Raw genomic sequence first — 13,414 nt, forward strand, 5'->3', positions numbered from 1 at the left:
GAAACACCATGAACAAAGCAAGACAAGCCTTGCTTGAAACCTTCAAGAGAAGGTACGAGAAACTACATTTAAAAACTTCGGAAGAACGACAGGAACGAAAAGAACAACATGCAGAACTGCTTTCGATGATTAGGAAACAGTTTCCTACCATTGTCAAGACGGTCGATTCGCTCGTTCCTAAAGAAGTAAGAGAAATTGAATATTATGGTGTGTACGAGATGCTAAAGCACGACACTTATTCAGGGATTTTGATGTTACAGGAAGATCATGTTGTCATCTACTGTTCGAGAGAAGAAAGTGAAATGAATCATTTCGAGTACCACACCGAATATAACCATTACAACCACCTCTTCGAACTCAAACAAGGAAAAGTCGTTCGGGCAGTAAATCGCACCGAAGCGTATCTGATTCTTGATAACTACATGGAAAAGAGAAAGCGAAAAGAAAAGAGAGAATTGGCAAAGGCAAAAAAACTAGCGACATACCAAACGAACTAATAAAGGAGTCTACCTATCATGCAAATCTATACAAACATTGAAATCGTGAAACATGAGGAAATTCAGAACATCGAAAAGACAGGGCTTCCGTTAGGACGTTTTCTGACTTATGACCCGAATCAGAATGTGTTCATCGCACTTGATAACATTTTCGGGCAAGTCGATAAATTTCAATCGAATGAACATCTGAACTGTATCCTGTTTTTAGAAGGAATCGATGAAAAAATGGTCGCTCGCTATTCGAAAAATGAAGGTTATGAACCGAATGATTTACCCGATGCACACTTATACAACGGCTATAAACAATGGAAAGAACGCATCGAGTCATCCAGTTTCGGGTTTCTCGCTCAAAGTTCAAACGAGAACTTCGAATTGGTGACAGTCAAGGATGCGAACGATGGAAAACGGCAGTTGTTCACGAATGAAGGAAAGTCGGTCGAAGAGTTGAGTACCGAAACCGCATTCGGTCATTTCGAGGATGCACGATTCTTCGCACAGGAAGTTCATTCTGCTTCGGATAACGACTTTGAACGAGTGCCGACATTGGTACTGAAACCATTCGTAACAGATGATGACAGCTTACGGATTCGATACAACGACAAGATCGTGTTCGGTCGAGTGTTTATCACAAGTGAATGCAAGAACTTAGGAAATGCGATTTATACATTCCTGAAAATGTTAGACAAGACGAGAGTTTCGACTAACACACGCAAAGATGTTCATGACATTCACGCAATCACGTTGAAGATGGACGAATCGTAACAACAGATGTACTGGCGACCATTCGAATGGTCGTCAGTACAAATTAATACATCAAAAAGGAGAGGAACGTAGATGATTGCACACAAGTTAACGAAGTATATAGTAAGAGGTAGTGAGGACAAGCTTTCGTTCGCTTCACAAATTTTATTTTTGGCAGAGATTCATTCAGAAAGATTTGAACATATTTTTGATTTTTTGATTGTGAAAGATAGTCATAATATCGAGATTCTTGTCGATTTTGATGATATTTATCGAGAGGGATTCGATGAAGATTTAAAGATAGTATTTGATGAAATCCTTTCTGTTAGAGAGATCGATGCTTTGTTGATTGGAGACATGGAAGATTATTCAGAGTCAGTGGTTAAGTGGATCAGTGAACGGAAAGATGAACATTTCATCCAAGCGTATACGGCATACATGATAGATGACATTGACTGATGAAGCGAGAGGGTTTCCTTTCGCTTTTCTATTTCTATTAATTTCAAGACTGCTTTCTTCGACACAAGGAACGGGTCGTATTTTCTTCGAAAATCTCCACCCTCATAGTCCTTGTGTTTTCTGAATTTCGGTCAGGTTGGCACTTGTGCCGAGCCACGCAACCAAACGAGGAAGTGAACGGGTTACGGCTCGATCAGCACAAGTTTACCGACCGAAAACGCAAATGAAAGTTCAACACCTTTGGGGGTCAACCCCCATATCCCCCGACCAAGCGATCCGCCCCCAAACAAGGGGAGAACGGCAAAAAACATAAACCGAGAACACATAAAAATGATACACTTTTTATCATATAAGTATTGTAATTATACTATATGAGTGCTATAATAATGATATAAGGTTAAGGCGTTACATAATATCTCAAAAGGAGTCGGATCGCATGAAAACTCGTTACTCGCAAATTACTAAATTATTAGGTGGTCGGGCATATGCCATGATTAGCACGAAGTCAGGAGTCGTTCACTTTGCGACCAAGAATGACGAATATCGGGTCTTCTGCCCTGCCAATCGAACAGTCATTGCATCTGAAAAGTTCGAAGGGAAACAGCCGTCAGAAGGATGGTTAGTAGAAAAGGCGCTCAAAGCATTAGGGAACTGAACCGAAAAAGGGAGTGGGAAACCACTCCTTATAATTAAAAACAACGGAGGTACATAACCATGAAATCGACTTGTATGTATTGTGGAACAGAAGTGACGGTAAAAAACGGGATGGATCATTGTGAGTTTTGTGAGATGGATTTGGCAGCGACCGAAATCATGCAGAATGGGGAACGTAAGAAAGTCACCGTGAAACCGTTTGTTTCTATTGAACATATGTATAAATCGACAAGAGAACTCATGGGGATGGGAACTTATGAATTGCTCGTCTTATTACAGTTAGGACGAAAAGAACGTTCTTCCTCTTACGACATGATGATGAATGCGAAAGAGTTTCATCGACAAGCGAAAGCCGAGAATAATGAAACAGCTATCGAAATCATGAATGATACGTTAGAAGCATCCGTAGAAAATTACGCTTACCTCACACGAAAAGTATGGAGTGTGGAGAATATCTTGTTGGAACGGATGGATGCCATTCCTGCACGAATCACGGATTCATATCTCGAAAAATACTTCCAAAAAATCCAATCGAGAAATTTGAAGCCAATGGTATTCGCAAGTCCTAAAAAACAAGAAAATGTCATTTGATATTATTTATTACATTTTTTAATGTAATTTATTACAATAGGGTGTATAATCGAATTAGGGCATTGAAGGGATGTGAAACGATTGTCGAGTTACCAACATACGGTCATGAAAGGGAATTTGGGTCACGATCCCGAACTTCGATTCTCGACAGCAGGTGTACCTTTCCTCAATTTCACTTTATATCTGAACGGGCAGTCAGGGAGTGTTCGCATTCCTTGTGTCGCTTTCGGAGACGAAGCGAAAGAGATTACTGACGAGAAGACGAAGGGTGCAACGTTGACGTTGCAACTGGAAGTCATTAATCATGAGTCCACCAGTGGAGACAAGGCGTTGAAATTTAAAGTCATCCAACTTTTAGGATAGGAGATAAAGCTATGGTTGAATTTAAGGAATTAGTGAACGGGAAAGTCGATAAAGTGATCGAGAAAATGGTGTTTGCTGATGTGAAAGAAGAAATGGTAAGCATCCAATCACAAATTTGGGCGGTAGCCAAAAAGAATGCTGAATTAACAGGTGGTGATGTAAGCAAAATGCAAAAGATTTTAGTCGATTCGTTCTTGAACACGAATGAACCTATTGTCACTCAAAAAGAAGATGGGGAACTTAATTATTTTTCAGACCTCGAAATGTTCATGGGATCGATCCCGAGCGAGAAGAAAGTTGAATTGTTCGAACAAGTATTCAATCTCTTCCTCGATGAAAAGAAAGAGGAACGGAAGGAGAGTGTGAGTGTTGAAGATAACGGCAGTCGTTAAGAGTGAAGCCCTCTTCAATCTTTTCAGACGAAAGATTAACACAATCAATCGGATTCCTGAAACGGAATTGTTACCCTGTACCTCAATGAAAGAACTCGAAGACAGCATAGAGTTTTCGAACAGCGAACTCTATATCGTCCACAAAGACATGGAAGGAAGCGAATCGTATCTTTCCATGTTGGAAGACAAAGAAAAGAGAATCTTCATCTTTGATGGAAACCTTCAAGAGTTTGAATTTTACTTGATTGAACACTTCGGCATCGAAGAACCGACAGAGGATGAACTTCAAGATGAAGTGGACGAGAGTATCAAAAAAGAACGAATCATCTACAAAGAGAAAGAAATCGAACGAAAAGAAATCGTCAAACAGTATGAGAGCATCCCGTTCAAAATCATCGTTGTAGGCTCGTTGACACGTTCGGCAGGGTCTACCATTCTAGCGACAAACCTTGCTCGTATGGTAGGAGAGAGAGGGTTATCCGTCTCCTATGTCGAGCATCCTTTAATCAAGCCGTATATGTATGATTATCTTCAAGTTCATACGGAAACAGAAACGTATTTTGATTTAAGTCGGCACGTTAAACAAGACGACATGGGGAGTCTCCATGAAACACCTTTCCGAAAACACGGAGTCAATTGGCACGTCATTGATTCGAGTGTGCCTAGCCTGAATGAATTTGAGTATCATCATTTGCTCATGCTCACCCATGCAACGGCAAGTAACATCGTCATCCTCGACATTTCAGACAGATGGCGTGACCCCGAAATTCAAAAGCTGATGCGATTAGCAAGCCTTGTGTTGGTGGCAATCGAACCCGATCCAATCAAGTTTGAATATACAGTCTTGAATTACAAGGAAAGCGGAACGGAATTACCGACACCCGAATATAAAGCGATGAAGCATTTGAAAGAGAATATCGGGAACAACTATGAACTGGTCATGATGAAGGATTTCAAAGGAAAAGACGTGAGAGTGTGGAATCAACTCTTCGAAGAATTTAAACGTCCGATTGCAACGCTGCCATATATCGAATATCCAACCTTCATCGAAGCCTTACAAAACGAAAAACTACTGTACGATACAAATATCTCAATGAAAAACCAGTTTGAGTCTAATTTCCTATCGATAATCAGTAGATTTTTACCAAAGGATTTAGTAGAATTACCAAGTAAGCGAAAAACACTTCTTGGTAGGATAATGAAATGATTTACCTTGACTTACCATATCAGGTAAGTTCATTTTTCGGGAAAGGAGTAGTCATGACTACCGAACATATAATCTATATCTTTGTTCTGTATATGGGGCTGAATGTGATATATGACTGGAAGTATCAAATCACAAAAAATTACTTCCACTACCCGATAGCGATTTTATTATTGATGGTATCTAGTTGGACGGGGCAATTTAATGAGGTTCTGTTTAGTGGTTTGGGAGCATTGGTTTTCTTCATATTTGTTCGGAATCTGCCGATAATGACTTTTGGGGCAGGGGATGTAAAGATGTTGGTCAATCTCTTCATGTTCATGAATCTTGTTTCAATATTTGATCCGTTATACACATTCATGACAACACTTGCCTTGTATTTATTAGTAAGTCAGATTGGAGAGTTGTTGATCCGAACATTCAAGAAGAATTGGAAAGGGAGACAAGTTCATCCCGAAGCACCGTTCATTTTCGTATCGATGATGTTCTTAATCTTACTTTTCAATTAAATAAAAAATGAAAAAAGAGGGATAAATTATGAGAAATACGAAAAACCGTACGTTTAAAAAGATGGGTCTTTTGGCTCTACTGACAGGAACATTGATGATGCCAAACTTCGCAAGTGCATCAGGGGATCGGACGACTTGTACGATGACGATTTATGCAAGTAAACACCAAACACAAGACGCACAAGCTAGTGGTGAATGTAATGGTTTGGTCTTCGGAAACTACAACAAAACTGACAAAATTTTCGTTGCAGGCGGGATGTATTCGGGTCGAGTCGTGAACGGACAAACCGAAGAAATCGTGTTGCCAAACAGCAAATACACTTTCGCTGATATTACTTTCTACACGGTCAACGATTATACAGAGCCAAAGCCTGAACCGAAGCCCGAGCCGAAGCCCAAGCCAAAACCTGAACCAAAACCCGAGCCGAAACCTGAACCGAAACCCGAGCCGAAACCTGAACCGAAACCCGAGCCGAAACCTGAACCGAAACCTGAACCGAAGCCAACTGTTCCATCAACACAGACAAAACCTTCAACTACTACACCACCTAAAACATCAACATCAACGAATCAAACAACAACTGATGGAAACAAAGCATCAACTACAAACACAGAATTGTCTTCAAAAGAAGAGACAACAAAAAGTGAAGAGTCATCAGAAGACAAAACAAATGACGTGAAAAAAGACGAAGAGAAGAAAGACGAAGAGAAGAAAGACGAAGAGAAGAAAGACGAAGAGAAGAAAGACGAAGAGAAGAAAGACGAAGAGAAGAAAGATGAAGAAGAAGAAATCGTCACATTAAAAGCACCTGATTTGACGGCAGGAGAAAAGAAAGAATCGAATAATGGATTTTTGTTCGGTGGAATCGCTCTTGCTAGTGCGTTAATCGGTGGTGGTATTTATTTCTTCATTCGAAAGAAGTTGTAAGCCATGAAGAAACGTATCGCAACAACGATGTTGCTACTCGTTTTAGTAACCATGACTGATTTGAGCGTTTTTGCTAGTCCGTATGATGTACCGTCTTCTGTCCGAGGTGGATGGAGTAAAAATTTCGGATCGAATGATTTTGAAATGGAGACTGGTAAGCGTATCGCATATGACGTTTATAACGAAAAGTATATAAACGGTGGGTTTCGGATCACCAGTCGAGATTTCGGTAAAGGGAACTTACAATATTTGAACTTTACAGGATGGGCAGTATTGTTCGGTTACAAAAGACATACTTCTTCCAATAACCAAACATACATTGTCGCAAAGAAAGTCGCAGGAAAAAATAATGTCGGATCGACTAAGGTGTATCGAGCCGATTCTTTCGGAGGGCTGTCTGCCACAGAAGACCTTGAGTACAACAACCAAGGGGCAGGAGTATGGAAAGAGTGTCCTGTAACAACCACAAAGAAAAACAATCTAACTTGTAATATGCGTTATGACGATGTTGGATTTTCTTCCTACCTACCGATTAAAGAACTGTTTCCTGATGCAAATGAAGAAGCAGAATGGGCTTTGTTCATTGTTAAAAAGGTAGACAATTGGATTGTTTACACAACACTTAAAACGCCTTTTAGTTTCTCGAATAAAAATTGGAATAAAGGTCAGATAAGTCTTCGTTCGGGAGGGGATGCGAACCTATTGCGTACAGAAGATTATCCTGTCATTCGAAGAACTTACCCAAGACAACCTGCTAATGTGATAGGAGCATATTACTTCACGAAGAACCGTCTTTATCCTTTGATCGACCAAGAAGAAACGCAAACGACGATATGGTATGGATTGAAATCACCCGAAGATGGCAATTCAAAGCGATGGGCGAACAGTGTTTATTTCGCTACGGCAGGAACTCAGGCGAGATTGAAATATACGCCAACGGAACCGCCCCCACCCCCACCGAGCAAGCCTGAAAAACCTGATGGGATGTGTAAAGCACCAGTGACTCCCGAACCACGATACGAATACAAATTTGATTTCGAAGCTAGGGAAATCGATGGGAAGACTGTAGAAGCGAATACAATGACACAAACCAAAGTAACGTTCTTCCGAAAATCCTACAAAGAAGAACGAGACAAAGCTAAAGCTGATATTCAAGATGACCTGACTTATCGTAAGTCATTAAAAGCGAGTCAAGAAAGTAAGTTGGCACAAGAAAAAGCCACATATAGTAGTTTAAGTAAACAATACGATCAAGCGATTAAAGATGATGACAATGAAAAAGCAACACAGATTGCAGGTCAAATGGAACCAGTCTTACAAAAGATTGCAAACCTTGAATGTAGTATCAACTCACTCACTGTCGAGATCGGACATTATCAGAACGAATACGATACCTTGGTCGGGAAGGAGACAGCATTAGAAAAAGTAACAACCAGTTATACCGTTAAATTTGGTACTGAAAGAGTCGGATTCAAGACCATTTCTCTTTATGAGAATGAGTTCAGTTACGCTACTATCGAATGGCTATTACCGAGGGATGGGGATGTACAAGGAGACATCAACGCAGGACGATATTCTTATCACGGAGTTACAGAGGAAACATACGATAACAATGTAATTGAAACGCCTATTTATGTCGCTACAAACGAAAGTGCTAGAATGTGTTCACCTCTAGGTGAAACATCCGAAGTATCGGGAACAGTTCGGACAATCAATAATAGTCAGACTGGTGAAGTCACTTACGGAGAACGTATTGAGACAACATTATCAATCCCTACAAATCACCTTTTCCGTAGAGCAGGATATGGATTTGATTTTACAGTGTCTTCGATCTATACCAATGATGATCCTGAATCAACGGCAACTGGAACGAAAGCTGTTAAATCATACTTCCCAACGTTGTCTTCTTACCTTCCATACCCGAACCGTGTCGGAATGACATACGGAGATATTACGGTTAGTGGATTTGAAGCAAATCTACAAAAAATAAACGCTGCAACATTTAAACTTCCGACTGTCTATCTCGAAAAATTTAGTGGGAATGTTTTTGATTCAGTATCGTCAGTTCATCCGAATCGTAATATGGCTGACACGTTAATCAATGGTGGGACGAAATTCTACATCCCATTCAATTATCCGAATGGAACGCTAGGATTTGATACGGTGGCAACTGGAGCAGGAGTCAACAACATGACAACTTGCGTGTCGGGTGAAGTCAACGTTGAAGGTACACCAATCAACGATTTGGACGGAAATGACGATTTCTATCAACGCCCTTTATCACCTAATGAACCGTTTCCTAATGGTGTAGGTTGGAATATGCTTTCAAGCGTCAACGAAATTGAGTCTATGAAAACTTGGTACAACAATTGGGCGGACAATCCGTTCGATATGACTGGAAGTTATCAAGACACGTTTTATCTCACTTACGACAAAATCGTGGAAATCCAAAACTATGCAAAAAACAATCCGTTGAAAAAAGGAAAATCTCTTTTTGACAACGTAGCAATCCCGAGAAAGAAGTGAACAGATAATGGCGAAATTTTTTATGGCAGGTGGTGTCATGCTACTTGCGATGCTTTTCATAACATTCGTCTTCGCTTATGACGAAGCGACTATTGTTGCGACCGACAATAAAGTATCGCTTGACAGTGCAACACGTAACACGCTCAATGAGTCAGTGAATATGGGGCATCTAAGAGTGAATGAGGAAGTTACGATTGATCCTCAAATTGCTAGAGAAGCATTTGTGCGAAATTATGCTGATTCAGTCGGATTCAGAGGTGGGGAGAGATATATTAATCTCTACTACCTTAATGAGAAGCCGATTATTGCGAGTGATGCTTATACGACTTATGAAGGACATACGAACTTTACGAACGTAGAGGACACCATAACAAGAAGTCGTAACGTTTATATAATCGAAGCAAAAAAAATAACTAGATGATAAGGAGAAACACGATGAAACGAAAAAAAGAACGGCAAAAAAAGACAATAGCCATCTTATTGGCACTTGCCTTGATTTTAGGTATTGTCTCTTACACTCAACTCAAAATCAGTGCTGAAATTGACCCTGTACAAATCGTATATGCCAAACAAGAGATTCCACCTCGTACTGAAATCACAGCAGACATGATTTCCACAAGGGAAGTCTCAAGCAAAGCTGTTCCGCCAAATGCCATCACTGATCCAAATAAAGTTATCGGCAAGTGGACGGTAACGGGTTATGGAGTACCTAAAAATTCATTCATGTACGATGAAAAAATTCTTAAAAAAGAGAACCTTCCTGACAGTGCTATTTTGAACTTACAAAAAGATGAAGTTGCATTGCCTTTATTGGTAGACCTCGAAACTTCTTTAGGGAACAGCATCATTCCAAATACAAAAGTTGATCTTTATTTCCGTTCTAAAAAAGACAACTCAACAACGGATGATAAAAAAGTTCTTTATGGCAAACTTGCAACTAATGTCCGAGTCGTGTCTGTAAAGGATAACCAAGCATCAAACGTCTTCCAAACAGAAGGTAAAGAAGAAGAAGAAGAAAATGCGAGTTCGTCAAACCAACCATCATTGGCTTCGATCTATATTTTTGCAGTACCACAAGAACTAAATGAACTGTTGAACAAAGCAAAACTTGTTGGGGATGTTGTACCCGTTGCAACAAGTGAAGCCTATTCAGTCTCTAAGGATGAAGAACAATTAACGAATGAAGAAGTGCTTCAATTCATCGAAGGGACATACCAACAAAACGAAGAGGGGGAGAACGAAGAATGAACAATCAAAAGATAATTTCCTTCTATGCAAGTGCTGAATCACAAGGTTTACGGACAGTCTCATTGGCTTTTGCCAATCGACTTGCTGAACAAGATTACAGTGTCCTGTATGTAGAATTAGATGATGCAATTCCTGCCATCGCTCAGTCGCTGCTTATCCAAACCGAAGAAAAAAACATTAACTCTTATCTGAATCAGACCGTTAAAGGACATTTCAACGATATTCAAAAATACGTCCTTGCTAAAAAAGACATCATTGATAACGCAGAGCGTAAAGAAAAAAATAAATATTCAGGACTTGAAGAAGAACTATCGTTCTTGATTTATCCAATGGAACTGACAGATAAAGATGTTCCCAACCTTGTAGAACTATTCGAAAGCAATGAGGCAAATGGTGAACTAACGCTTGAAGACTATGTGGTTGATTATATAGAACGGTTCACAGATGCACTAAAACTCTTGCCTTATGACTTCATCGTATGTAAATTACCACAAGATATAGACCATGTTTTCACGTTCGAAATGATGAAACATAGTCATCATGTACTTTCTGTCACGACACCTTCAGTTACAAGACAAATGATTCATAAGAAAAGAAAAAAATTCCTCTTCGAACAAAGCAAAGATCTTGAAGGGAAATGGGTGAATATTCTTAACATGGCTAGTGATGAAATCCCTGAATCGGACTATCGAGAACTTTTAGAAACCGATTATATTATTCCTTTCGACATGGAACGACAACAACGAGAATTATCAATGGAGTCAGATTCACCGTTAATTCGTAAATCGTTGGAACGAATGATTTTAGACTTAGGTATCAATATTCAATTAACCATGAATGAAGGTCAATCCATGATCAAAAAACTATTCAACGGGAGAGGTTAAGTCATGAGAAACATCATACCAAGACATACCCCTTTGGAAAGTCGGAAAAAGAATCATCTTGATATGGGGAACTTGTTCTTCTTGAACAACTCTCAACTTAATAACCAAACGAAAAGTCGTGTCGGGAACTCACTGGACACAAAAATCATTGATAGAGTACGTGATGAATTAAAAACTGACCAATACAAAGAGTTGATTCGTGATGCTTTCGGGGATGATTCGAAACGTGAAAAATTAAGACAAGAAGTGACAAGGATTGTTTCAAGTAACGAGTTCACGGAAGAGTATAAAAATGAACTAAAAGACCGAAAGTTGAATCAAGTTGTCACGAATATCATAGATAAGATTGTCGGACTAGACGTTCTTGAGTCTTTGCGGAAGAGTCCGACGATTACAGATATATCTGTAAATGGCTACGGCAATATTTGGGTGGATGATATCTACGAAGGTCAATACAAACTTGATTTAAAATTCGATAGTGAACAGGCGTATGAAGAATTATTGCTTCGGCTTGCATTTGCGAGTGACAAAGTTTACACGTATGGGACACCGAGTTTTGATGCCATTTTCCCTAGTATTCGTGTCAACGTGGTCGGTCAAGATTTAAGTAAAAATCCAAATCTTCAAATGCGTCTAATTTCAAGAAGTCTAAGACTTAACAAAGAATATATTGCAGAGACGGCTTTCGTGAGTCAATTGGGTTACGACATTTTGAAGATGACGTTCCCGATCCAATCTCATTTAATCAGTGGAGAAACAGGAACAGGTAAAACTGAACTTCTCCGTTATTTCACAAGATACTCCAAACCAAAATCGACCATTATCATGATTGAAGATACACCTGAATCTTACCTTGACGAGTTATACCCTGATGATAAGTTCAATATTAAGATGTGGCAGAATCGAGAACAAAAGGGTGAGATTAAAACGGAATATGGTTATGACTATCACTTACGAAACGCCATGCGACAAAATCCTGATTATATTAATCTTCAAGAGTCTCGTGGTGGTGAAGCATTATCTGTTTTGAAAGCTGTCACGACAGGTCATATCGTCAATACAACCCTACATTCAAAATCAGCAAAAGGTTCGGTAGACCGTTTCATCGACTTGTGTCAAGAAGGAAAAATGCAAGATGCTGAAACCTACGGAAAACGTATCACGTCAGAAGATGGTTTTAGAATCGGTATTCATATTAAACGTTTCGGTAGAGTTCGTAAGGTAAATGAAATTGTTGAGTTCACAGGATATAAGAACGGTGAAGCTCAAGTAAATATGTTAGTCAAATATAACCCACTCACTGGAACACACGAAATCAAAGATCGAATGTCAGAACGACTTTGGAATGAACTGTCAGAATATCATGCAGATATGTCACCATTAGCCGAATTGAGTCCTTACAAGGCGGTGGCAATGTGAACTTTTTGAGTGGAATCGAAGTAGACTGGTTCACTATGTTCGGCTTGTTCTTGATCGGGGCTTTAGCCTATTTCATCATCTTGAGATTCATCGACTTTGAATCATCTTCTCGAAGAAAACGACTCTCGAAAATTTTGCGTGATGAAGTGGAAGAAAAATCAACCATGCGAAGAAAGTACCCTTTTCTCAACTATTTTGTACCTTCCTTCGTCATGGAAAAAGCAACCGAATACAACGCTGATTATACGAAAAAAATTTATGTCACTTATTTTTTGGCAGGAACATTGATTGGGATTCTTTCCTTCTTCGTTTATTTCAGGGCTTTTCAGTATCTCATTCCTTTATCACTTATCCTTGGGGTACTCACTACAAATATTAAATTGCACACTTTTAAACGAGATTACTTACGAGACACAGATCAATTGTTGAGTATTTATATGTCATCTTTCACAACAGCATATGGAACGTTTGGAAATGTCAAAAATGCTCTTGCATCTATTCTTCCGAGTCTTGATAACCCACTCAAAGACGATATCGAACAAGCGTATTTATTATTGAGTGAAGGGAAGACGATTTCACAAGCATTTTATTCAGTCAATCAAAAGTATCCTTTCCAAGTGGTTCAGTTGTTCCATGACCAACTACAAGCCCTTGAGGATTCAGGTAGTCCTGACACAACAGAACTTCGTGAAGTGGTCGAACAAATGGAAGAGAAAGCAATCTATCGTAACGAACTAGCAAGAGATTTCCGAAGAAAATTTAAAGACTGGAAACTATTTGTCATCATGATTTACACGTCTCCATTCATCTTCATCATTGTCTCTTTTGAAAATTACGAACTTCTTGTTACGAATCCAGTTGTCAACATCGTTTTGTTCTTAGTGACACTTTATATTGCGTATGTGTACTACCAACTAACAAAAATTGAAACATACGACCCAACCGAACCATCATAAAAAAGGAGAGAATAAAAATGCTTAAAACACTATCACAAAAGAC

At 39.3% G+C, this 13,414-nt stretch carries 15 protein-coding genes; all 15 read left to right on the top strand.

Annotation, left to right across the window (positions count from 1 at the left end; genetic code table 11):
• A partial coding sequence (locus tag Q9R25_RS14680) for a hypothetical protein (protein ID WP_311283349.1) occupies positions 1-497 on the top strand: 497 nt, incomplete at its 5' end.
• Positions 498-515: 18 nt separating this feature from the next.
• On the top strand, positions 516-1,259 hold the full coding sequence (locus Q9R25_RS14685; RefSeq protein WP_311283350.1) for a hypothetical protein: 744 nt from the start codon (positions 516-518) through the stop codon (positions 1,257-1,259).
• Between the two features lie 72 nt (positions 1,260-1,331).
• Positions 1,332-1,697, top strand: a complete 366-nt coding sequence (locus tag Q9R25_RS14690; RefSeq protein WP_311283352.1) for a hypothetical protein — start codon at positions 1,332-1,334, stop codon at positions 1,695-1,697.
• A 436-nt stretch (positions 1,698-2,133) separates the two neighbouring features.
• On the top strand, positions 2,134-2,352 hold the full coding sequence (locus tag Q9R25_RS14695; protein WP_311283354.1) for a hypothetical protein: 219 nt from the start codon (positions 2,134-2,136) through the stop codon (positions 2,350-2,352).
• Between the two features lie 59 nt (positions 2,353-2,411).
• Positions 2,412-2,942: a hypothetical protein gene (locus tag Q9R25_RS14700; protein ID WP_311283355.1), complete on the top strand. Its 531-nt coding sequence runs from the start codon at positions 2,412-2,414 to the stop codon at positions 2,940-2,942.
• Positions 2,943-3,023: 81 nt separating this feature from the next.
• Entirely contained in the window at positions 3,024-3,305 is a 282-nt protein-coding gene (locus tag Q9R25_RS14705) for a single-stranded DNA-binding protein (protein ID WP_311283356.1), read from the top strand.
• A gap of 11 nt (positions 3,306-3,316) precedes the next feature.
• A complete protein-coding gene (locus tag Q9R25_RS14710; RefSeq protein WP_311283357.1) occupies positions 3,317-3,697 on the top strand; it encodes a hypothetical protein in 381 nt (126 codons plus the stop codon).
• Positions 3,672-4,904: a hypothetical protein gene (locus Q9R25_RS14715; protein WP_311283358.1), complete on the top strand. Its 1,233-nt coding sequence runs from the start codon at positions 3,672-3,674 to the stop codon at positions 4,902-4,904. Before Q9R25_RS14710 ends, Q9R25_RS14715 begins: the two co-directional genes overlap by 26 nt.
• 534 nt (positions 4,905-5,438) lie before the next feature.
• Positions 5,439-6,338, top strand: a complete 900-nt coding sequence (locus tag Q9R25_RS14720; protein ID WP_311283360.1) for a hypothetical protein — start codon at positions 5,439-5,441, stop codon at positions 6,336-6,338.
• 3 nt (positions 6,339-6,341) lie between these two features.
• Positions 6,342-8,864: a hypothetical protein gene (locus Q9R25_RS14725; RefSeq protein WP_311283361.1), complete on the top strand. Its 2,523-nt coding sequence runs from the start codon at positions 6,342-6,344 to the stop codon at positions 8,862-8,864.
• Between the two features lie 7 nt (positions 8,865-8,871).
• Positions 8,872-9,285 (top strand): DUF5411 family protein, encoded by a 414-nt coding sequence (locus Q9R25_RS14730; RefSeq protein WP_311283362.1) that lies wholly within the window; start codon positions 8,872-8,874, stop codon positions 9,283-9,285.
• 14 nt (positions 9,286-9,299) lie between these two features.
• Positions 9,300-10,112, top strand: a complete 813-nt coding sequence (locus Q9R25_RS14735; RefSeq protein WP_311283363.1) for an RcpC/CpaB family pilus assembly protein — start codon at positions 9,300-9,302, stop codon at positions 10,110-10,112.
• Complete coding sequence (locus tag Q9R25_RS14740) at positions 10,109-10,996, top strand: hypothetical protein (RefSeq protein ID WP_311283364.1); 888 nt, start codon at positions 10,109-10,111, stop codon at positions 10,994-10,996. The genes Q9R25_RS14735 and Q9R25_RS14740 overlap by 4 nt, the downstream gene beginning before the upstream one ends.
• Positions 10,997-10,999: 3 nt before the next feature.
• Positions 11,000-12,415: an ATPase, T2SS/T4P/T4SS family gene (locus Q9R25_RS14745; protein ID WP_311283365.1), complete on the top strand. Its 1,416-nt coding sequence runs from the start codon at positions 11,000-11,002 to the stop codon at positions 12,413-12,415.
• 437 nt (positions 12,416-12,852) lie between these two features.
• Positions 12,853-13,371 carry a type II secretion system F family protein gene (locus Q9R25_RS14750; RefSeq protein ID WP_311283366.1) on the top strand — a complete coding sequence of 173 codons (519 nt, stop codon included), beginning with the start codon at positions 12,853-12,855 and terminating at the stop codon, positions 13,369-13,371.
• Positions 13,372-13,414: the final 43 nt, after the last annotated feature.

This window comes from Exiguobacterium sp. BG5(2022) (genome assembly GCF_031844365.1).
GTDB lineage: Bacteria > Bacillota > Bacilli > Exiguobacteriales > Exiguobacteriaceae > Exiguobacterium > Exiguobacterium profundum.